The organism is Brachybacterium sp. YJGR34 (assembly GCF_003347015.1).
Lineage (GTDB): Bacteria > Actinomycetota > Actinomycetes > Actinomycetales > Dermabacteraceae > Brachybacterium.
Window position 1 is genome coordinate 285158 of the sequence record NZ_PNFB01000002.1, and the last position, 19384, is coordinate 304541.

Annotated in this window: 21 protein-coding genes; 13 read left to right on the forward strand and 8 right to left on the reverse strand. The window is 74.4% G+C overall.

Going from position 1 to position 19384, the window contains the following annotated elements; all coding sequences use genetic code 11:
- Positions 1-162: 162 nt before the first annotated feature.
- Positions 163-261 carry a 30S ribosomal protein bS22 gene (locus CXH06_RS03210; RefSeq protein WP_019174583.1) on the forward strand — a complete coding sequence of 33 codons (99 nt, stop codon included), beginning with the start codon at positions 163-165 and terminating at the stop codon, positions 259-261.
- 243 nt (positions 262-504) lie between these two features.
- Here CXH06_RS03210 and CXH06_RS03215 read toward each other — a convergent pair whose 3' ends face one another.
- Both CXH06_RS03215 and CXH06_RS03220 read right to left on the reverse strand, forming a co-directional pair.
- Positions 505-810 (reverse strand): glutaredoxin family protein, encoded by a 306-nt coding sequence (locus tag CXH06_RS03215; RefSeq protein WP_114853705.1) that lies wholly within the window; start codon positions 808-810, stop codon positions 505-507.
- A gap of 125 nt (positions 811-935) precedes the next feature.
- Positions 936-1466: a YceI family protein gene (locus CXH06_RS03220; protein ID WP_114853706.1), complete on the reverse strand. Its 531-nt coding sequence runs from the start codon at positions 1464-1466 to the stop codon at positions 936-938.
- 123 nt (positions 1467-1589) lie between these two features.
- Between CXH06_RS03220 and CXH06_RS03225 the strand changes: the two genes are divergently transcribed.
- The 6 genes from CXH06_RS03225 (at position 1590) to ccsB (ending at position 7055) form a co-directional block, all read left to right on the forward strand.
- Positions 1590-2138: a MarR family winged helix-turn-helix transcriptional regulator gene (locus tag CXH06_RS03225; RefSeq protein WP_114853707.1), complete on the forward strand. Its 549-nt coding sequence runs from the start codon at positions 1590-1592 to the stop codon at positions 2136-2138.
- A gap of 76 nt (positions 2139-2214) precedes the next feature.
- Entirely contained in the window at positions 2215-2862 is a 648-nt protein-coding gene (locus tag CXH06_RS03230) for a histidine phosphatase family protein (RefSeq protein ID WP_114853708.1), read from the forward strand.
- On the forward strand, positions 2859-3464 hold the full coding sequence (locus CXH06_RS03235) for a TlpA family protein disulfide reductase (protein WP_369832965.1): 606 nt from the start codon (positions 2859-2861) through the stop codon (positions 3462-3464). Before CXH06_RS03230 ends, CXH06_RS03235 begins: the two co-directional genes overlap by 4 nt.
- Entirely contained in the window at positions 3461-4300 is an 840-nt protein-coding gene (locus tag CXH06_RS03240) for a cytochrome c biogenesis CcdA family protein (protein WP_114853709.1), read from the forward strand. The genes CXH06_RS03235 and CXH06_RS03240 overlap by 4 nt, the downstream gene beginning before the upstream one ends.
- On the forward strand, positions 4300-5985 hold the full coding sequence (locus CXH06_RS03245) for a cytochrome c biogenesis protein ResB (protein ID WP_114853710.1): 1686 nt from the start codon (positions 4300-4302) through the stop codon (positions 5983-5985). Before CXH06_RS03240 ends, CXH06_RS03245 begins: the two co-directional genes overlap by 1 nt.
- Complete coding sequence (ccsB, locus tag CXH06_RS03250; RefSeq protein ID WP_114853711.1) at positions 5982-7055, forward strand: c-type cytochrome biogenesis protein CcsB; 1074 nt, start codon at positions 5982-5984, stop codon at positions 7053-7055. The genes CXH06_RS03245 and ccsB overlap by 4 nt, the downstream gene beginning before the upstream one ends.
- Before the next feature lie 9 nt (positions 7056-7064).
- Here ccsB and CXH06_RS03255 read toward each other — a convergent pair whose 3' ends face one another.
- The gene (locus CXH06_RS03255; protein ID WP_114853712.1) at positions 7065-7448 is read right to left on the reverse strand and encodes a PLD nuclease N-terminal domain-containing protein; all 384 of its coding nucleotides are present in this window, start codon (positions 7446-7448) and stop codon (positions 7065-7067) included.
- 85 nt (positions 7449-7533) lie between these two features.
- On the opposite strand from CXH06_RS03255, the gene CXH06_RS03260 reads away from it, so the two are divergent.
- Positions 7534-7944 carry a DUF4229 domain-containing protein gene (locus tag CXH06_RS03260; protein WP_114853713.1) on the forward strand — a complete coding sequence of 137 codons (411 nt, stop codon included), beginning with the start codon at positions 7534-7536 and terminating at the stop codon, positions 7942-7944.
- Here the strand turns inward: CXH06_RS03260 and CXH06_RS03265 are convergent.
- The 3 genes from CXH06_RS03265 to CXH06_RS03275 form a co-directional block, all read right to left on the reverse strand.
- Positions 7925-8821, reverse strand: a complete 897-nt coding sequence (locus CXH06_RS03265; protein ID WP_114853714.1) for a 1,4-dihydroxy-2-naphthoate polyprenyltransferase — start codon at positions 8819-8821, stop codon at positions 7925-7927. The two genes, CXH06_RS03260 and CXH06_RS03265, sit on opposite strands and share 20 nt — an antisense overlap.
- A gap of 62 nt (positions 8822-8883) precedes the next feature.
- A complete protein-coding gene (locus CXH06_RS03270; protein WP_114853715.1) occupies positions 8884-10152 on the reverse strand; it encodes an AMP-binding protein in 1269 nt (422 codons plus the stop codon).
- A gap of 1 nt (position 10153) precedes the next feature.
- Entirely contained in the window at positions 10154-11137 is a 984-nt protein-coding gene (locus CXH06_RS03275) for a 1,4-dihydroxy-2-naphthoyl-CoA synthase (RefSeq protein ID WP_114853716.1), read from the reverse strand.
- 43 nt (positions 11138-11180) lie between these two features.
- Here CXH06_RS03275 and CXH06_RS03280 point away from each other — a divergent pair, with 43 nt between their 5' ends.
- The 3 genes from CXH06_RS03280 to CXH06_RS03290 are packed head-to-tail and all read left to right on the forward strand — an operon-like array spanning position 11181 to position 15350.
- A complete protein-coding gene (locus tag CXH06_RS03280) occupies positions 11181-12158 on the forward strand; it encodes an o-succinylbenzoate synthase (protein WP_114853717.1) in 978 nt (325 codons plus the stop codon).
- Positions 12159-12181: 23 nt separating this feature from the next.
- Entirely contained in the window at positions 12182-13930 is a 1749-nt protein-coding gene (gene menD, locus CXH06_RS03285) for a 2-succinyl-5-enolpyruvyl-6-hydroxy-3-cyclohexene-1-carboxylic-acid synthase (protein ID WP_232820174.1), read from the forward strand.
- Between the two features lie 22 nt (positions 13931-13952).
- On the forward strand, positions 13953-15350 hold the full coding sequence (locus CXH06_RS03290) for a S1C family serine protease (RefSeq protein ID WP_114853719.1): 1398 nt from the start codon (positions 13953-13955) through the stop codon (positions 15348-15350).
- A gap of 3 nt (positions 15351-15353) precedes the next feature.
- On the opposite strand, the gene CXH06_RS03295 is transcribed toward CXH06_RS03290, so the two are convergent.
- The gene (locus CXH06_RS03295; protein WP_157975575.1) at positions 15354-16649 is read right to left on the reverse strand and encodes an isochorismate synthase MenF; all 1296 of its coding nucleotides are present in this window, start codon (positions 16647-16649) and stop codon (positions 15354-15356) included.
- Positions 16650-16813: 164 nt separating this feature from the next.
- Between CXH06_RS03295 and CXH06_RS03300 the strand changes: the two genes are divergently transcribed.
- Positions 16814-18292, forward strand: a complete 1479-nt coding sequence (locus CXH06_RS03300) for a DUF6350 family protein (protein WP_198683995.1) — start codon at positions 16814-16816, stop codon at positions 18290-18292.
- Here the strand turns inward: CXH06_RS03300 and CXH06_RS03305 are convergent.
- Positions 18270-18689 carry a hypothetical protein gene (locus CXH06_RS03305; RefSeq protein WP_232820175.1) on the reverse strand — a complete coding sequence of 140 codons (420 nt, stop codon included), beginning with the start codon at positions 18687-18689 and terminating at the stop codon, positions 18270-18272. The two genes, CXH06_RS03300 and CXH06_RS03305, sit on opposite strands and share 23 nt — an antisense overlap.
- Before the next feature lie 92 nt (positions 18690-18781).
- Here CXH06_RS03305 and purN point away from each other — a divergent pair, with 92 nt between their 5' ends.
- Positions 18782-19384, forward strand: coding sequence for a phosphoribosylglycinamide formyltransferase (purN, locus tag CXH06_RS03310; RefSeq protein ID WP_157975576.1), 603 nt, complete (start codon positions 18782-18784; stop codon positions 19382-19384).

Sequence of the window (19384 nt, forward strand, 5' to 3'; positions counted from 1 at the left end):
GACCGTGGCGTCGGATCCGCGCCCGGACGCACACGGGTGCGAGAGCATCCGATCGTCCGGTGGATCCCCACCGGATGACCGCTGTGCAGTCTCCGCGGGCCGCGCACCATCTGATCAGCTGGACCATCCCGCAGGCGTTGGCCTGCAGAACAGAGGCAACCTATGGGTTCTGTCGTCAAGAAGCGACGCAAGCGCATGTCCAAGAAGAAGCACCGCAAGCTGCTTCGCAAGACCCGCCACCAGCGTCGCAACAAGAAGTGATCGCTGTGTGATCTGCAACGGCCCCCGCCCTCGGCGGGGGCCGTTGCACGTTCGCCGGCCTCCCGCCGGCCCCGGGCCGCGAGCAGGCGTCCCGCGGCCCTGGGCGGCGAGAAAGGTGCGGTTCCGTACCATCCGACGCCCGGATCTGGTTCGGAACGACACCATTCTCGGCGTCCGGCGAGGTCCGGCGAGGTCCGGCGAGGTCCGGTGAGGTCCGGGTGAGGTCGGGCAGGGCCGGCGAGCTCAGGCGCGGCCGGTGAGGCGCTTCCACAGCGGGCGCCGGCGCAGGGCGGTGCGCAGCTGCCCGGCGTCCACGCGGTACCTCGCATGGACCGCGCCGTCCACGATGATCACCGGCACGTCGTGGTCCCAGTCGGCGCGCAGGTGCTCGTCCTCGTCGATGTCGCGCACCTCCACGGCGGTGCCGGCCCGGTCCGCCTCGGCGCGCACCACGGGCAGCGCCTCCTCGCACAGGTGGCAGCCCTCCCGGGTGAGGTACAGGATGCGCGCCTCGGGGTCGGAGGGGCGCGGGATCTGCGGCGTGCTCATGGAGCGCACCCTATCGGCGTCGGCGGCGGATCGTCGGCCGGTGCCGGACGTGACGACGGGCCGCCCGCGCAGTGCGGACGGCCCGTCGGTGCCGCGGCGCCCGAGGGCCCGCGCGGCGCTGGGGATCAGGCGGAGGCGGGAGCGGTGAACTCGGCCTCGATCAGGATCCTGACCTCGTCGGAGACCAGCACGCCGCCGGCCTCGAGGGCGGCGTTCCAGGTCAGCCCGAACTCCTTGCGGCTGATCTTGGTCTCGGCGGTGAAGCCCGCGCGGTAGGTCCCGAAGGGATCGGTCGCGGCGCCCTCGTAGCTGAAGTCGAGGGTGACCGGCTTGGTGATGTCGCGGATCGTGAGATCACCGGTGATCGAGTCGTCGGAGACCTCGGTGGAGACGAAGGTGATCTCCGGGTAGGTCTCGGCGTCGAAGAAGTCGCCGCTGCGCAGGTGGTTGTCGCGGTCCTCGTTCGAGGTGTTCACCGAGGCGGTCTTCAGCGTCGCCCGGAAGGCCAGGTTCTCGCCGCCGGCGCCGACGGTGAGGGTGCCCTCGGTGTCCGTGAACTGGCCGCGCGCCTTGGAGATGCCGGCGTGACGGACGGTGAAGGCTGCGGAGGTGTGCGAGGGGTCGAGGGTCCAGGTGCCGGGGGTGAGGTCGCTCATGAGAGGTCTCCTTCGGACGAGAGTGATGTGCGGGGAGGCCGGAGCGCCGACCTCATGCTTGAAATGTAAACTAAACTGGGGGATGATGGCAAGCATCGATCCCCACGACTCAAGGAGTGCGTGATGCACGACACCCCGTCCCACGATAACGACCGGGCCTCGACGCCGGAGGAGCTCTGGCTCACCCCGTCGGAGCAGGAGGCCTGGCGCACCTTCCTGTACGCGACCACGCTGCTGACCGACCGGCTCAGCGAGGCGCTGCAGGAGGATCCGGAGGACGCGCTGACCCTCGGCGAGTACGAGATCCTCGTGCGCCTGTCCGAGGCCGAGGGCCGCTTCCTGCGCATGTCCGAGCTCGCAGACCAGGTGGTCCATTCCCGCTCGCGGCTGACCCACACCATCTCCCGCATGGAGAAGCGCGGGCTCGTCGAGCGCGTCCGCTGCTCCTCCGACGGCCGCGGCCGTCAGGCCCAGCTGACCCCCGCCGGCCGGGAGCTGCTGGTGCGCGCCGCCCCCGTCCACGTGCGCTCCGTGCGGGAGCTGCTGCTGGACGTCGTCGGTCACGAGGACTTCCTCGAGCTGGGCCGCATCCTCGCCCGGACCGTCGACCCCGACGCCCCGGTGGCGGTCGGATGTCCGGCACCTCACGGCGCCGGATCCGCGCTCGGCTGATCCGGAGGTTCGGTTGGTACCGTGAAGCGGTTCGGCGAGAGCGCGCCGCGCGACAGCGAGAGAGGCACCGGCACCCATGACGACCACCACGGTCCACCTCGTCCGGCACGGCGAGGTGCACAACCCGGAGCGCATCCTGTACGGGCGCATGCCCGGGTACCGGCTGAGCGACCGCGGTGAGCAGATGGCGGAGGCGGTCGGCGAGCACCTCGCCGGCGCGGACCTCGCCCTCGTGCGCTCCTCCCCGCTGCTGCGCGCGCAGCAGACGGCCGCGCCGATCGCCGCCCCCCACGGCCTCGAGATCGTCTCCGACGAGCGCCTCATCGAGTCGGGCAACCACTTCGAGGGCCGGCGCATGGGGCACGGCGACGCGAAGCTCGGCGACCCGCGCAACTGGCGCTGGTTCCTCAATCCCTTCCGTCCCTCCTGGGGCGAGCCCTACCGCGAGCAGCTCACCCGCGTGATCGCCGCGGTCCACGACGCCCGTGCGCAGGCGGAGGGCCGCGAGGCCGCGCTGGTGCTCCACCAGCTGCCGATCTGGCTGGTGCGCCGCAGCGCCGAGGGCAGACCCCTGGTCCACGACCCGCGCCGTCGGCAGTGCGGGCTGTGCTCGGTGACGAGCCTGCGCTTCGTCGGCCCGCACCTCACCGGCGTCGAGTACGCCGAACCGGCCGCGGCGCTGTACGACGGGGCGGTCGACGCCACCGGGGGCAAGCTCACGTGAGTCCCCGCTCCCTGCCGCCCCGTCCCTCGCGCCGGGGCCTGCTCGGCGCCGTCGGCGGAGTCACCGCGGCGGTGCTCCTGGCCGCCTGCGGCACCGACACCAGCGACCGCTACGCCTCCGGCGACTCCGGCTACGTCTCCGGCGACGGCGTCTCCACCGAGATCGCCGCGGAGGACCGCACCGAGGCGATCGACTTCTCCGGCACCACCTACGACGGCGAGGAGTTCGCGGTCTCCGACCATCTCGGGGAGGTGCTCGTGCTCAACGTCTGGTACGCCTCCTGCCCGCCCTGCCGCAAGGAGGCACCGGACCTCCAGGCCATCCACGAGGAGTACGCCGAGCAGGGCGTGTCCTTCGTGGGCATCAACGTGCGCGACGCCGCCGGCCCCGCCCAGGCCTTCGAGGAGACCTACGGCATCACCTACCCCTCGCTGCCGGACACCGACGCCGAGATCATGTATGCCCTGCGCGGGCAGGTCGCGCCCAACGCCGTGCCCTCGACCCTGGTGCTGGACCGCGAGGGGCGGGTGGCCGCCCGCATCTCCGGCGCGGCCGATCCCTCGGTGCTGCGCGCCATGATCGACACGGTGATCGCCGAATGATCGTCGCCGATGCGGGCGCCGCCTTCCAGGCGACCGCCCTGTCCGGATCCCTGCTGCTCGCCGTCGCGGTCGCCGCGGCGGCGGGGCTGGTCGCCTTCCTCTCTCCCTGCGTGCTGCCGGTGGTGCCCGGCTACCTCGGCTACGTCTCCGGCCTCGCCGGCCAGAGCGCCGTCGGCCCGGCGGCACCGGGAGCGACGGGGCGCCGCGGCGGCACACGTGCCGCGGGGAGCGGCCGCACCCGCCCCGGCACCGGCCGGATGCTCGCCGGCAGCCTGCTGTTCGTGGCCGGTTTCGCGGTCGTCTTCATGGTCCTCGGCGGCTTCGCGGGGGCGATGGGATACCTGCTGCAGGAGTACAGCGTCTGGATCAACCGCGTGGCCGGAGCGATCGTCCTGTTCATGGGGCTGGTCTTCATGGGCGTGTTCCCGGGGCTGTCCGCGAACCGGCCGATCTCCTCCCGGCGTCCCGACGCCGGGCTGCTCGGCGCGCCGTTGATGGGCATCATCTTCGGCCTCAGCTGGACCCCGTGCATCGGCCCCACCTACGCCGCGATCGTCGCGCTCTCGCTCGACGGCGGCGGGGACGGCGCAGTGCTCCGCGGCGGGATCCTCGCCCTGGCCTACTCGCTGGGCCTGGGCATCCCCTTCGTGCTGTTCGCCCTGCTCTTCGAGCGGGCGCTGGGCCTGAGCAAGAAGCTCGCCGCGCACCGGCGCACCATCGGTCTGCTGTCCGGGGCGCTGCTGATCGCCATCGGCGTGCTGCTGATGACCGGGGTGTGGGCCAGCTGGATGAGTTCTCTGCAGGGCATGATCGCGACCTTCGAGCCGGTGGTGTGATGAGTCAGGACACCCGAGGGCGGGACGAGAGTTCCCGCTGGAGCAGCAAGCGCGAGCTCGACGGCGCGCGCCCGGCACCGCCGTCGCTGGGCCTGCGGGGCACGCTGCTGTTCCTCTGGCGCCAGCTGACCAGCATGCAGACCGCTCTGATCCTGCTCATGCTGCTGGCGATCGCGGCGGTGCCCGGCTCGCTCTACCCGCAGCGCAGCGTCAACCCGGCGCTGACCGAGCAGTTCCTCGCGGAGAACGGGCGCTGGGGCGAGATCCTGGACACCCTGGGCTTCTTCGACGTCTTCTCCTCGCCGTGGTTCTCCGCGATCTACCTGCTGCTGTTCATCTCCCTGATCGGCTGCATCGTGCCGCGCGTCGGAGTGCACCTGCGGCAGCTGCGCGCGCAGCCCCCGCGCGCCCCCTCCCGCCTGACCCGCTTCACCGGCTACACGCGCCGCGAGCTGCCGGGCGCCGATGCGGACACCCTGCTGCAGTCCGCCCACCGCGCCCTGCGCCGCTCCCGCTACCGCACCGCGGTGCGGGAGGAGACGCGCTCGCGCTCCGTGAGCGCCGAGCGCGGACTGCTGCGCGAGAGCGGCAACCTGCTCTTCCACATCTCCCTGGTGGGCGTGCTGATCTGCATCGCCGGCGGTCAGCTCACCAGCTACCGCGGTCAGATCACGGTCATCGAGGGCGACGGCTTCTCGAACTCGCTGACCCAGTACGACTCCTTCGAGTCCGGCGCCTGGTTCGACGAGACCGAGCTGCCCTCGTTCCGCTTCACCCTCGAGGACTTCCGCGCCACCTACGTGCAGCCCGGCGAGTCCGGGACCGTCGGCGAGCCGCGCTCCTTCGAGGCCGACGTCGCGGTGACCACCCCCGGGCAGGAGCAGCGGGAGCAGACCATCGAGGTCAACAAGCCGCTTCACGTGGACGGCGCCTCGATGTACCTGCTGGGCAACGGCTACGCCCCGGAGGTGACCGTCACGGACCCCGAGGGCTCCGTGGTCGCCGAGGGGCCCGTGATCACCGTGCCGATGGGCGACACCGGCTACACCTCGCAGCTGGTCATCAAGGCTCCCGATGCCCGCCCCGAGCAGACCGCCGTGGTCGGGTTCTTCCTGCCCACCGGCACCATCGACGAGAACGGCCCCCATTCCCTGTACCCGGACGCGCTGGACCCCCAGCTCGCGCTCACCGTGCACCAGGGGGACCTGGGCCTGGACTCCGGCGTCCCGCAGAACGCCTACGAGGTCGACGTCACGACCCTCACGCAGGTCACGGACGAGAACGGCGATCCGGTGCTGGTCCGCCTCTACCCGGGGCAGGAGTACGAGCTGCCCGACGGCACCACCATCAGCTTCGACGGCCTGCGCCGCTACGCCGCCTTCGACGTCGCCCACGACCCCTTCGAGCGCTGGACCCTGGTCTGCGCCCTCGCCGCCACGGGCGGCCTGATCCTCTCCCTGTTCATCCCGCGCCGGCGCCTGTGGGTGCGGGTCCGGGAGGCCGACGGGGGAGCCGTGCTCGAGGTCGCCGGCCTCGCGCGCAGCGACGACCCGATGCTCGAGGAGGACGTCTCGAAGCTGGCGGACTCCCTCGCCGGCGAGGAGGATGGAGCGGGGCCGGACGGCCTGCGCGACTCCGGGGCGCCGACGCCCACCGATGACCACCGAGAAGGAAGTGCACCGTGATCAACCAGCAGCTGGCGGAGCTCTCGAACCTCGCCCTCGTGGTGGCGATCGTGCTCTACGTGCTCGCACTGATCGGCTTCGCGGCCGATCTCGCCTCGAGCTCGCAGCGCCGCAGCGACGCCCGCCTCGCCGCCCGCGAGGCCCGGGAGGCGGAGCGCGCCCCGCAGCCCGCGACGATCGGCGCCGGCGGTGCCTCCGCCGGGGGCGCCGCGATCCACGGCGCCGAGGAGGCCGCGCCCGCTCCGGACGCGGGGGCCGACGGGCCCGCGCCGGGCACGATGACCGCGCAGCGCTTCGCGTTCCTGCTCGCCGGGGCCGCGACCGTGCTGCACATCGCGGGGGTGGTGACCCGTGCGATCGCCACCCAGCGCGTGCCGTGGGCGAACATGTACGAGTTCGCCACCACCAGCACCGCCGTGGTGATGGTGGCCTTCCTCGCCTTCTGCATCCGGCGCGCGGAGCTGCGCGCGCTGGGCACCTTCGTGGTGGGCCCCGTGCTGGTGGTCCTCCTGCTGGCCCAGACCTTCTGGATCGTGCCCGCCGCGGCCCTCACCCCGAGCCTGCAGAACTCCCACTGGCTGGTCATCCACATCAGCGTCGCCATCCTCGCCACCGCCCTGTCGATCCTCGGCGCCGTGGTGGCCTCCCTGCAGCTCCTGCAGTCCCGCCACGAGCGCGCCCTGGTGCAGCGGGCCGCCGACGGCGAGGAGCACCCCGAGCACTGGGGCCGCTTCGGGCACGTGCTGGACCGCCTGCCCGCCTCGAGCGTGCTGGAGAGCCTGAGCTTCCGCGTGCATTCGGTGGCGTTCGTGTGCTGGACCTTCACCCTGATCTTCGGCGCGGTCTGGGCCCGGGACGCCTGGGGCCGCTTCTGGGGCTGGGACCCCAAGGAGGTGTGGACCTTCATCATCTGGGTGATCTACGCCGCCTACCTGCACGCCCGTGCGACGGGAGGCTTCCGCGGCAGCCGTGCCGCGTGGGTGGCGCTGGCCGGCTTCCTGGCCGTGGTCTTCAACTACACGATCGTCAACACGGTCATCAACGGCCTGCACTCCTACTCGGGGCTCTGAGGACCGGGCTCAGCGGCTGCCGGGGCCCTCGGGCTCGTCGCCGGGATCGGTGCCGTCCTGCGGCGTGCCGTCCGTGTCCGTCCCGCGGCCGTTGCGCTTCCGGCGCTCGCGGCGGATGTCCTCGTCGAGCTTGCGCAGGAACTCGGGGTCCTCGTCGGGTGCCAGCGGCCCGGAGCGACCGGGGCGCTGCCGCGGGTCGCCGCCGCTCCCGAGCGGACGCTCCTTGCCGGCGAACAGCCAGGTGATGGGGCCCACCCAGGGCAGCAGCACGATGAGGACGATCCACGCCCACTTGGGGATGCCGCGGACCTTCTCGTCCTCGGTCTGCACGCAATCGGCGAGCGCGAAGACCGTCAGGGCGATCGAGAGAACTGCGATGAGGCCGCGGAGCATGGACGAAGTCTAGGCTCCACGCCTGATCACTGCATGGATCCGAGCCTGGATCCGGTTCCCCGGGAGGAGAACTACCCTGGAGGGCATGCGTTCGTTCCTCCTCTACGCCGTCGTCCGCCTGGGGCTCTGGGCCCTCCTGTGGTGGGTGCTCCTGCTGCTCGACGTCGGCGTGATGCTCGCCGCGGTGCTCGCCGCGCTGATCGCGATGCTGATCTCGATCCTCTTCCTGGACCGGCTGCGCGATCAGGTCGTGAACCGCTGGAGGAGCGCCGACCAGCGGCGGGCCGAGCGGCGCGGGGCGAGGGCGGACGAGGACGCCGCCTTCGAGGACACCCTGCTGGACGCGGAGAGGGAGGCGGATCCCGAGGACCGCGACCTCGCCGCGGCGGCGGACGCGGAGGTCGACCCCGCCGCCCTGCCCGAGCTGACCGCCGAGGAGACGGAGGAGGACCCCGGCGGCCCGGAGCAGGAGCCGCTCAGAGGCTCAGACCGATGAGCAGCAGCAGGGAGTAGACCAGCTCGAGCCGCCCGGTCGCGCCGAGCACGGCGATGAGCTCGCGACCCGCGGCGCCGCCCAGCACGGCGCGCACCGGGCCGATCGCGAGCGGCAGGGCCGCCAGCACCAGCACCGTCGGCCACTGCACGATCATCACCGGCACCAGGAGCACGAAGGGGAGCAGCAGCATCGCCGCGTACAGCACGCGCGTGCCGCGATCGCCCAGGCGCACCGCGAGGGTGCGCTTGCCGGAGAGCGCGTCGGTGGGGATGTCGCGCAGGTTGTTGGTGAGCATGAGCGCGACGGCCAGCAGACCGATCGCGATCGACGCCAGCACCGCCGGAGCGCTGAGCTGGAGCGTGATCGCGTAGGCGGTGCCGTTCACGGCCACCAGCCCGAAGAAGAGGAAGACGAACACCTCGCCCAGGCCCCGGTACCCGTAGGGCCGCTTCCCGCCGGTGTAGAACCAGGCCGCGGCGATGGCGGCGGCGCCGATCAGCAGGGTCCACCAGATCTGGGCGAGGGCGACCAGGGCGAGGCCGAACAGGCCGCCGAGGGCGAGGGAGCCGATCGCGGCCCGTTTCACGGTCGCGGGGGCGGCGGCGCCGGAGCCGGTGAGGCGGAAGGGGCCCACCCGGTCGTCGTCGGTGCCGCGGATGCCGTCGGAGTAGTCGTTGGCGAAGTTCACGCCGATCTGCAGGCTGAAGGACACCGCGAGGGCCAGCAGCGCGCGGGGGACCACCTGCGACCAGTCCGTCGTGCCACCGTCCGCCCCCAGCTGCCAGATGGCGGCGCCGGTGCCGGCGGCGACCGGCGCCAGCGCGGCGGGAAGGGTGCGGGGTCGGGCGCCCTGCACCCACTGCGACGCGCTGGCCATCGTGCTCCTCCTGCGGTTCCGGAGGCCGTCGGCGGACGGCCCCGACGAGGATACGCCGCCGTTCAGCCGCCGGCGAGGCGACGGGCGGCGGCGCGATCCACCTTGCCGATGCCCCGCAGCGGCAGCTCCTCCACCACGTGCACGCGCTTGGGGACCAGGTGACCGGGCACCTCGGAGGTGCGCAGCGCCGCGCGCACCAGGGCGGGCGCCTCGGCGGGGTCCGCGCCCGGTTCGAGCGTGACGAGGGCCTCGATCCGCTCGCCCCACTCGGGGTCCGCGACGCCCACCACCACGGCGGCGCGCACCGTGCCGCGCAGCATCAGGGAGCGGTCGATGGCGCGCTCCACGTCCTGCGGGAGGACCTTGCGGCCGCCGGTGACGATGACGTCGTCGGCGCGGCCCAGCACCGTCAGCGCGCCGTCGGCGGAGAGCGCGGCGAGATCCGAGGTGATGACCTCGCGCGGCGGTCCGGCCGTGAAGGAGCCCTCGTCGAAGCCGCCGTCGGCGGTGAGATAGCCCAGCGCCAGGGTGGGGGAGGCGATGACCAGGCGGCCCGCGCCCTCGGCATCGGGCCGGTCGATCCGCAATCGGACGCCCGGCAGGGCCGTGCGGTCGTAGACGCAGCCGCCCGCGGTCTCCGAGGAGCCGTAGGTGGTGCGCACCGCGATGCGCTGGGCACGGGCCCTCGCGAGCACGTCCGCACTCGTCGCGGCGCCGCCCACGAGGACCGCGGCGAAGCGCCGCAGCACGGCGCGGGCGCGGGCGTCCTCCCCGGTGGCGCCGGTGACGATGCGGGCCAGCTGGGTGGGCACCAGCGAGGTCAGCGCCGGCAGCCCGGCCCGTCGGGCCTGCTCGAGGGCGGGCTCGGCGAGCGCGAGGAAGGCCGCGGCGTCGAAGTGCCCGCGCAGATCCCCCAGCGGGTCCGGGAGCGTCGGGGCGGGCAGGCCCAGCACCTCGGCGCTGCGCTGTGCACGGGCGAGGACCTGCACCCCGGCGATGTGCGTGGGCGGCAGTAGCGGCAGCCAGAGGCCATGGCCGCCGGTGTCCGCGACAGCGGGCTCGGCGGCCAGCAGCTGCGCCGTGGCGTCCTGCGAGGCGATCAGCGCCTCCCGGGAGAGGGCCACGGCCTTCGCGGTGCCGGTCGAACCCGAGGTGGGCACCACCAGGGCGGTGTCCTCCAGCTCGGCGGGCAGCTGCGCGGGCGGCGCGAAGGGGCCCAGCCAGAGCCGGGCGCGACCGGCCATCATCGCGCCGATCGCCTCCGCATGCGCGTCCAGCGAGGCGGCGGAGCCGTCGAAGGCGGGCGGGACCAGCCAGTCGGACGCGCTCATCTCAGCCCTGCGGATGGGGGAAGGAGGACCAGTCGGGCGCGCGCCGCTCGAGGAAGGCATCGCGCCCCTCGGCGGCCTCGTCGGTCATGTACGCCAGACGGGTGGCCTCCCCGGCGAAGACCTGCTGGCCCATCAGGCCGTCGTCGGCGAGGTTGAAGGCGAACTTCAGCATGCGGATCGCCTGTGGGGACTTGGTGGCGATGGTCGCGGCCATCGCCAAGGCCTCCTCCTCGATCCGCTCATGGTCCACCACCCGGTTCACCGCGCCCCAGTCGGAGGCGTCCTGGGCGGAGTACTCCTCGGCGAGGAAGAAGATCTCCCGGGCGCGCTTCTGGCCCACCTGCTTGGCGAGATATGCGGAGCCGTAGCCGCCGTCGAAGGAGCCGACGTCCGCGTCGGTCTGCTTGAAGCGCGCGTGCTGGCGCGAGGCGATCGAGAGGTCCGCGACCACGTGCAGGGAGTGCCCGCCGCCGGCGGCCCAGCCGCCCACCACGGCGATGACGACCTTGCCCATGGTGCGGATCAGGCGCTGCACCTCGAGGATGTGGAGGCGGCCGCTGGAGCCGGCGCGCACGCCCGCGGTCTCGCCCAGCTCCTCCGCCTCGGCGTACTCGTAGCCGGAGCGGCCGCGGATCCGCTGGTCCCCGCCGGAGCAGAAGGAGTGGCCGCCGTCCTTGGGGGAGGGGCCGTTGCCGGTGAGCAGGATGACCCCCACGCCGGTGTCCAGCCGGGCATGGTCCAGCGCCCGGTACAGCTCGTCCACCGTGCGGGGCCGGAAGGCGTTGCGCACCTCGGGCCGGTCGAAGGCGATGCGCACCGTCGGAAGGTCGCGCACGGTCCCGTCGGCCGAGCGGTCCACCGCGCGGTGGTAGGTGATGTCCGTGAAGTCCGCTCCGCCGTGCTCGGAGGCCGGGATCTCCCGCCAGCGGTCCGGAGTGAAGGTGTCGGAGACCCGACGGGGCAGCGGGGCGGGCGCAGAGGTCATGGGAGCCAGGGTATCGGCGCGGCGGACTCGATACCCTCGCTCCATGCGCCTTCCCTCCGCTCTGCAGGACCTCGGCATCGACCGCGCGATCGCGTGGTCGATCCCCATGACCACCCGCTTCCGCGGCATCACCGAGCGTGACGGCCTGCTGCTGCACGGACCCGCCGGCTGGTCCGAGTTCTCACCCTTCTGGGACTACGGCCCCGCGGAGTCCGCGGCCTGGCTGCGCGCCGCGCTCGCCGATGCCACCGCCGAGCGCCCCGCCGCGCGGCGCGAGCGGATCGAGGTCAACGCCACCATCCCCGTCGTCCCGCCGGTCCTGGCCCACCGCCTGGCGCGAGTGGGCGGCGCGGGCACCGCGAAGGTCAAGGTCGCCGATCCGGGCGTGCGCCTCGCCGAGGACGCGGAGCGGCTCGAGGCGGTGCGCGACGCGATGGGACCGGAGGCTCGGATCCGCATCGACGCGAACGCCGCCTGGAGCCGCGAGGAGGCGCTCGCGGCGCTGCCGGTGCTGGACCGTGCCGCCGGCGGCCTCGAGTACGCCGAGCAGCCCTGCGCCGCGCTCGAGGACCTCGCTGCCCTCCGCCGCGCCCTCGACGTGCCGATCGCGGCCGACGAGTCCGTGCGCCGCGCCGAGGACCCCCTGCGGGTCGCGCGCGCCGAGGCGGCCGACATCCTGGTCATGAAGGTCCAGCCCCTCGGCGGGGTGCAGCGCTGCCTGGACCTCGCCGAGCAGGCGGGCCTGCCCGTGGTGGTCTCCTCCGCCCTCGAGAGCAGCATCGGGCTCAGCGCCGGGCTCGCGCTCGCCGCCGCCCTGCCCGAGCTGCCCCACGCCTGCGGACTCGCCACCGCGACCCTGCTCACCGGTGACCTGGCGGCCCCGCCGCTGCACGCCGAGGGCGGCACCCTGCCGATCGGCCGCATCGCGCCGCAGGAGGATCTGTTCGCGCGCCACGCCGCGGGACCGGAGCTCGCCGTCCGCTGGGAGGAGCGTCTCGCGGCCTGCGCCGCGCAGCTCTGAGGGCGCCGCACTACGCTGACGGGGTGCATGAGCTGAGCCCCGCGACCCGACCCCCGGCGTGGATCCACGCGCCCCGCCCCACGGGCTCCGGCGCGGTCGACGCCGCCACGGCGCTGTGGCGGGCGCTCGCCGCGCTCGGCGTGCGCGAGGCGGTGCTCGCCCCCGGCTCCCGCTCCGCCCCGCTGGTCTACGGCCTCGCCGATCCGCCGGTGGACGCGGGGATCCGCGCGCACGTGCGGATCGACGAGCGCGCCGCCGCCTTCACCGCCCTGGGCCTGTCCCGCGACGATCCCGCGCACCCGGCCGTGGTCGCCACCACCTCCGGCACCGCCACCGCGCATCTGCACGCCGCGGTGATGGAGGCCCATCACTCCCGCATCCCGCTGCTGGTGCTCACCGCGGACCGCCCCGCGGAGCTGCGCGAGGTGGGCGCCAACCAGACCACCCGCCAGGCCGGCCTGTTCCGCTCCCTGGTGCGCTGGGCGGTGGACCTGCCGGCGCCCACCGCCGGCGCCGCGACCGCCCCCGAGCTGCGCACCATGGTCTCCACCGCCGCCCGCGCGGTCGCGGCCGCGACCGGGGAGCACCCCGGTCCCGTGCACCTGAACCTGGGTTTCCGCGACCCGCTCGTCCCCGCCGGCCCCGCGCCCGCCGCGGCCGGACCGACCGCCGCACCGGAGCGGATCGTGCTCACCCGTCGCGCGCCGGCCGCCGCTCCCGTCCCGCAGCCGGTGCCCGTGGACGACCGCACGGTGATCGTTGCCGGGGACGGCGCCGGTCCCGCCGCGGCCGAGCTCGCCGCCCGGCACCACCTCCCGCTGCTCGCCGAACCCAGCTCCGGCGCCCGAAGCGGCGAGACCCTGGTCCCCGGGTATCCCGCGCTGCTCGGGGCGGTGATGGCCGCCCCCGATCACCCGCTGCGCCCGCGACGCGCGATCGTGCTGGGACGCCCGACCCTCTCCCGCACGGTGCTCGGCGGTCTGCTCGGCGCCGACGACGTCGAGGTGATCGTCGTGGACCCGCAGCCGGACTGGCCGGACGCCGCCCGGCGCGCCCGCCTCGTGGTGCCCGCCGCCCGCGGCGTGGAGACCGGCGCCGCCACGGACGACGAGCCGCCCTCGGAGGCGACCGCGCAGCGCCGCCGCGAGCGCCTGCACGCCTGGCGCCGGGAGGCCGCCGACGCGGCGGAGGCCCTGCCGAGCACCTGGCAGCGCCGGGCCGCGCTCGCCGTGTGGGAGGCCACCGCCGCGGAGGACACCCTGGTGCTGGGCTCCTCGAGCCTGGTGCGGGATCTCGAGCAGCACGCCGGGCCCACCCGCGGCCGCGTCATCGCGGGACGTGGCCTGGCCGGCATCGACGGCACCATCTCCCTGGCCGGCGGGATCGCCCTCGCCCAGCAGGCCCGCATCGCCGGGGAGGGCGCCCCGGGCCGCATCCGCCTGCTGCTCGGCGATCTCACCGCCCTCCACGACCTCACCGGGCTGCTGATCGGCCCCGACGAGCAGCGACCCGCGCTCGACATCGTGGTCGTCGACGACGGCGGGGGCCGGATCTTCTCCGGCCTCGAGCACGCCGCTGCCCCGCCCGCGCTGCTGCGCCGCTTCTTCACCACCCCGCACGGCGCCGACATCGCCGCGGCCGCCGCCGCCCTCGGTGCCGCGGCGCGGCGAGTCACGGCGGAGGAGCTCGGCGGGGATCTCGCCGAGCCGGGCGGCGGCCTGCGCGTGCTGGTCACACAGCCCGCGTCCAGCGACGACTCGCCGAACTCTTGAACTGGGGTGCTCTGATGAGCGCATGACCGACCCGTACGCACCCCACGATCCCCAGTCCGGCCCGGGCGGCGCGCCGCAGCCCGGCCGGGGAGCCACCCCGGAGCAGACCCCGCAGGCCCCGCCGACGGCCGCATCGCCGGCGCACGGCGCCTGGGGCATGCCCGCCGCGGAGCCGACGACGGAGCACCCCACCTGGTGGTACGGGGCACCGAGCCCGGCGGCGACCGCGGAGCTGCCCGCCCAGGACGCGGCCTGGGCCGCGGGAACGCCCGGACCGGGCGCCCCGGCCGCCGCCGCGGGCCGCCGCGGTCCGGGCTGGCTCGGTGTCACGGCGCTGGTCGCGGCCGGCATGCTGCTCTCGAGCGGCCTGACCCTGGGCGGGGTGGTCGCCTACGACCAGCTCCTCGCCCCGGAGCCGGCCGCCGCCGGCCAGAGCGGCTCCGGGTCCGACGGCTCCACGGCGCGCCCCGCCTCCGTCTCCACCGTCGAGAACCCGGACTGGACCGTGGTCGCCGAGGACGTCTCTCCCAGCGCCGTCGCGATCCAGGTCGCCTCCCCGGAGGGCACCGCCGAGGGCACCGGCGTGGTCCTCGACGAGGACGGGACGATCCTCACCAACCACCACGTCGTCCAGGGGGCGGAGACCGTGCAGGTCACCACCAGCGACGGGCGGAGCTACGCGGCCTCCGCCGTCGGCACCGATCCCACCACCGATCTCGCCGTCATCCGCCTGGACTCCCCGCCGGAGGGCCTGCAGCCGGCCACCTTCGCGGACTCCACCACCGTGACCGTCGGTCAGCCGGTGATGGCGCTGGGCACCCCGCTGGGCCTCGAGAACACCGTGACCACCGGGATCGTCTCCGCGCTCGACCGCCCGGTGACCGCCACCGGCGAGGAGCCCGACGGCTCCGACGCCACCTACACCTCGGCGATCCAGACCGACGCCGCGATCAACCCCGGCAACTCCGGCGGACCGCTCGTGGACGCCGCGGGCCAGGTGATCGGCATCAACACCGCGATCGCCGCGATCCCGAACGCCTCCGGACAGGCCGGCAGCATCGGCCTGGGCTTCGCGATCCCCGCGAACACGGCCTCGATGATCGCCGAGCAGCTGATCGAGGACGGCACCGCCGAGCATGCCTTCCTGGGGACCACCACCACCGACGGCTCCGTCTCCGACGGCGGCGCCGCCTGGCAGGGGGCCGAGGTGGTCAGCGTCGAGCCGGACAGCCCGGCGCAGGAGGCGGGACTGCGCGAGGGCGACCTGATCATCGGGATCGACGACGTGCCCGTCGCCGACGCCGGGGCGCTGACCGGTGTGGTGCGGGGCCTGGAGATCGACTCCACCCACACCCTCGAGGTGGTCCGGGACGGCGGCGTGGAGACCGTCGAGGTCACCCTCGGGGTGCGTCCGAGCTGACCCTCAGGCGCCCGCCGCGCCCCGCAGCGCGCGGAGCACGGGGCGGCACTTCGCGAGCGCCTCGGCGTGCTCGGAGACCGGGTCGGAGGCGGCCACCAGGCCGCCGCCGGCCTGCAGCACCGCCGTGTGCTCGTCCACCAGATGCGCCATCCGCAGCGCGATCGCCCACTGCCCGTCCCCCGCGGCATCCATCCAGCCGACCGGGGAGGCGTAGCCGCCGCGGTCGTGGGGCTCCAGGCGCGCGATGATCTCGTCCGCCGCCTCGCGCGGGGTGCCGGAGACGGCGGCCGAGGGGTGCAGCCGCGCCGCGACGTCCAGGCTGGTGGTGCCGTTGCTCAGGCGGGCCGTGACATCGGAGGCCAGGTGCTCCAGGCCCGGCAGGCGCAGCACGAACGGGGCGGGGGAGACCTCGATGTGCTCGGCGAGACCCTCGAGCCGCTCGAGGACGGAGTCGACGGCGAAGGCGTGCTCGGAGCGCTCCTTGGCATCGGCCCGGAAGGCGCGGCGGTCGATCTCGTCGAGCTCGCCGTCGTCGGCCACGGGCCGCGAGCCCGCGAGCACCCGGGAGAAGACGCGACCCTCCTCGGTCTGGGCGAGCATCTCGGGGCTCGCGCCGATCACGTCCTCGAGGTGGTACACCCAGGTGCTCGGATAGGCGCGGGCCAGGCGCGGCAGCAGCACGGCCGGTGCGATCCGATCCGGGGTGCGGACCGTGGTCCGCTCGGAGAGCACGACCTTCGCGGCGCGACCGGCCCGGATCTCCGCGACGGCCGTGTCCACCAGGGACTGGTACTCGTCGGGCGTGTGGTCGGCCTCGATCTCCATCGTCCCGGACGGCTCCGGCGCGACGGGGGTGGAGGGGAACAGGTCGCGCCAGGACGGCGGGAGCGTCGGCTCCTCGTCGACGCCGACCACGGTGAGGAAGGCCTCGCCGTCGTGCACGCCGAGCGCGGCGCGCGGCACCATCAGCGTCGAGGGGCGGGAGGAGGCGGCGGCGTAGGAGAAGCTGCCCAGGGCCAGCAGTCCGCTGGTGCGCACGCGCACCTCGTCCTCGACCCGGGCCCGCGCCGCGAGCGCGCGGAAGGCACGGCTGGCCTCGGCGAAGCGCTCCGGCCCGGTGGGGCGCACCGACCAGGCGGTGCCCCGCGCCACGACGCCCTGGCCATGGCGCAGCCAGGCGCCGGTGACCTCCGCGGGGATGTGGCCGAGGAGATCCACGGCCTCCTCGATGCGCACGGTGCGGACCACCAGCACCGCCTGATCGTCGGCGGCCTCGGGGTGCAGGTTCGGGGCAGACATCCGTGTCATTATGCGGCACGGGCGCCCGGCGGCGCCGTGACCTGCGTCCCGTCCCGGGGTGCGCGGCCGCGGACGTGATCGGTGCGACCATGGGTCCGCGGTCCCCTGCGGAGCCGCTGACAGTCCCCGGGTCCGTCCCCGCCGTCTTCCGCCGAGGAGCATGCGTGAGCAGCAACGTCGACACCATCGCGGCGCCCTTGGTCCGCGGAGCGCTGGGCGCTCTGTCCTCGCTCGGGGTCGCCCTGGCCGTGGTGGTCGTCCCGGCGCTGGCCGCCCAGGTGGCCGGCTCCGCCTCGAGCGCCACCGCCCTGGACGCGATCATCATCGCCCTGAACCTGCTGATCCTCGGCCACGGCGGCGGCATCATGCTGAGCACCGGGGTCATCGACGGCACCGTGACCCTCACCCCCCTCGGTCTGTTGGCCCTGCTGCTCGTGCTCGCGGCGCTCGCGATGCGCCGGGTGGGCCGGGCGCTGCGCCCGGTGCGGGACGACGGCGTGCTGCGGGTGCGCGCCCTGCGCGACGTGGGCGCCGCGCTCGGCGCCTACGGCGCGGTGTACGCGATCGGGATGGGGGTGCTGGCCGGGGTCGGTCGCAGCGCCGACGCGGCACCGGTGGTCATCTCCGCGATCGTCTCCGGGGCGATGGTCGCCGTGCTCGGCGGGCTGGCCGGCGTGCTGTGGTCCCTGCGCCGTGAGCCGACGGCTGCGGTGCCCGGGGTGCGGGTGCTCGAGCTGCTGCCCGCCCCGTACGGCGGGGTGGCGCGCGCCGCCCTGATCGCCGTGATCGGTCTGCTCGCGGCCGGTCTGCTCCTCGTCCTCGTCCTGCTGCTGGTGCACGTGCCCGAGCAGGCGGCCCTCTTCGACTCGCTCGAGCCGGGGGTCGTGGGCGGTCTGGTCCTCACCCTCGTGCAGCTCGCGCTGCTGCCGCTGCTCGTCGTATGGGCGCTCGTGGTGATGCTCGGCGGGACCGTGGGAGTGGGCACCTCGAGCGCGATCTCCCTGGACGGCGTCGAGACGGGGGTGCTGCCCGCACTGCCGATCCTGGGCGCGCTCCCGCAGCCCGGCGACCTGCCCGGCGCGGCCTGGCTCCTGATGCTGCTCCCCGCCGTGCCGGTGGCCCTGGGGGCGGTGCGTCTGGTCCGCGACCTCGAGTCCCTCGAGCGCCGCGAGCAGCTCCTGGCTTGGGCGGCCTACCCGCTCACCGTCATCGTCGCCGTGCTGCTCCTGGCCGGGCTGTCCGCCGGCGCGATCGGCGACGCCCGTCTGGTGCACCTGGGGCCGCAATTGAGCACGCTGGTGCTGCCGCTGGTCGGCGTCGTGGTGGCGGCCACGGCCCTGGTGGCTCTCCTGCTGGCCACCCCATTGATCGCGACGGTCCGCGCCGCGATCGCGGGCCTGCGCGAGCGCGTGGAGGTCGCCGAGCAGAAGGAGCACGCGGAGACCCCGCCGGCGGGGGAGAGCGGCGAGACCCCGGCCGAGGGCTCTCGCGAGGACGAGAGCGGCGGCGCCGACGAGGACGGCGGCGCCGACGAGGACCGGGAGCAGGACGAGAGCGGTGACAGCCCCACGAGCGGACACCAGGACGCCGCGGCGGAGCCGCGGCGCCGGAAGGTCTGGCTCAGCCGCCGATCAGGCGACTGACCCACTGGGCCATCGAGTCCTGCGCGGCCGCCTCGCACTGCGTCCGCGCCTGCTCCGTGATCGCCGTCGCCCGGCACTCCTCGATCTCCGCCATCGGCCCATAGAACAGCCCCGAGAGCACCGCGCCGCCGATGATCATGAGGGTGGCGGGGATCCCCAGCAGCGCCCCGATCGCCGCGGTCGCGTACCGCCGCTCCTTGACCGATTCCACGATCAGCGGGATCAGCACCACCAGGGCGACCACCGCCGTCAGCGCGGCCAGCAGGGAGAAGGGCAGCGGGGCCAGCATGAGCAGCCAGGAGCCGAGCATCGCCAGCGCCAGGATGCCCACCAGGGTGCGCCGACGCTTCAGCCGCTCCTCGCTCGAGCGGCCACCCGGTGTCCGTTGACTGTTCATCCCACCCATTGTGCCCCGAGCGGCTGAGCGGCCGCGCCGCCGTGGACACCGGCGCGCACCGCCCGCCCCGCGGCGCCGATTACAGTGGGGCGGTGACCCGCACTCCGATCGTCGTCCTCATCTCCGGCACCGGCTCGAACCTCGCCGCACTCCTGACCGCCGCAGGCGCCGAGGACTGCCCGTACCGGATCGTCGCCGTGATCGCCGACCGCGAGGCCTCCGGCCTCGACCACGCCCGCGCCGCGAGGATCCCCACCGAGATGGTGCGCCTGGCCGATCACGAGGATCGCGCCGCCTGGGATCGGGCGCTCGCGGAGGCCGTCTCCCGCCACGCCCCTGAGCTCGTGGTCCTCGCCGGCTTCATGAAGCTCATCGGCCCCCCGCTGCTCGAGGACTACGCCGGGCGCCTCATCAACACCCACCCGGCCCTGCTGCCCTCCTTCCCGGGCGCCCACGGCGTACGCGACGCCCTCGCCCACGGCGTGAAGATCACCGGCGCGAGCGTGATCGAGGTCGACCCCGGCATCGACACCGGCCGGATCCTCGCGCAGGTCGCCGTCGAGGTGCGCGAGGACGACACCGAGGACACCCTCCACGAGCGCATCAAGGCCGTCGAGCAGCCGCTGCTGGTCGACGTCGTGCGCCGTCTCACCGCCGCCCCCGAGGCTCCGCGCGCGAGGCCCCGGCTCGGCTAG

What these genes read in the sequence shown, in the direction of transcription:
- CXH06_RS03245 (WP_114853710.1), top strand. Translation starts at nt 4,300, where the DNA reads ATGAGTCAGGACACCCGAGGGCGGGACGAGAGTTCCCGCTGGAGCAGC.
- CXH06_RS03210 (WP_019174583.1), top strand. Translation starts at nt 163, where the DNA reads ATGGGTTCTGTCGTCAAGAAGCGACGCAAGCGCATGTCCAAGAAGAAG.
- CXH06_RS03305 (WP_232820175.1), bottom strand. Translation starts at nt 18,689, where the DNA reads ATGAACAGTCAACGGACACCGGGTGGCCGCTCGAGCGAGGAGCGGCTG.
- CXH06_RS03225 (WP_114853707.1), top strand. Translation starts at nt 1,590, where the DNA reads ATGCACGACACCCCGTCCCACGATAACGACCGGGCCTCGACGCCGGAG.
- CXH06_RS03265 (WP_114853714.1), bottom strand. Translation starts at nt 8,821, where the DNA reads ATGGCCAGCGCGTCGCAGTGGGTGCAGGGCGCCCGACCCCGCACCCTT.
- CXH06_RS03290 (WP_114853719.1), top strand. Translation starts at nt 13,953, where the DNA reads ATGACCGACCCGTACGCACCCCACGATCCCCAGTCCGGCCCGGGCGGC.
- CXH06_RS03270 (WP_114853715.1), bottom strand. Translation starts at nt 10,152, where the DNA reads ATGAGCGCGTCCGACTGGCTGGTCCCGCCCGCCTTCGACGGCTCCGCC.
- CXH06_RS03215 (WP_114853705.1), bottom strand. Translation starts at nt 810, where the DNA reads ATGAGCACGCCGCAGATCCCGCGCCCCTCCGACCCCGAGGCGCGCATC.
- CXH06_RS03260 (WP_114853713.1), top strand. Translation starts at nt 7,534, where the DNA reads ATGCGTTCGTTCCTCCTCTACGCCGTCGTCCGCCTGGGGCTCTGGGCC.
- CXH06_RS03220 (WP_114853706.1), bottom strand. Translation starts at nt 1,466, where the DNA reads ATGAGCGACCTCACCCCCGGCACCTGGACCCTCGACCCCTCGCACACC.
- CXH06_RS03280 (WP_114853717.1), top strand. Translation starts at nt 11,181, where the DNA reads ATGCGCCTTCCCTCCGCTCTGCAGGACCTCGGCATCGACCGCGCGATC.
- CXH06_RS03255 (WP_114853712.1), bottom strand. Translation starts at nt 7,448, where the DNA reads ATGCTCCGCGGCCTCATCGCAGTTCTCTCGATCGCCCTGACGGTCTTC.
- CXH06_RS03295 (WP_157975575.1), bottom strand. Translation starts at nt 16,649, where the DNA reads ATGTCTGCCCCGAACCTGCACCCCGAGGCCGCCGACGATCAGGCGGTG.
- CXH06_RS03240 (WP_114853709.1), top strand. Translation starts at nt 3,461, where the DNA reads ATGATCGTCGCCGATGCGGGCGCCGCCTTCCAGGCGACCGCCCTGTCC.
- CXH06_RS03275 (WP_114853716.1), bottom strand. Translation starts at nt 11,137, where the DNA reads ATGACCTCTGCGCCCGCCCCGCTGCCCCGTCGGGTCTCCGACACCTTC.
- CXH06_RS03230 (WP_114853708.1), top strand. Translation starts at nt 2,215, where the DNA reads ATGACGACCACCACGGTCCACCTCGTCCGGCACGGCGAGGTGCACAAC.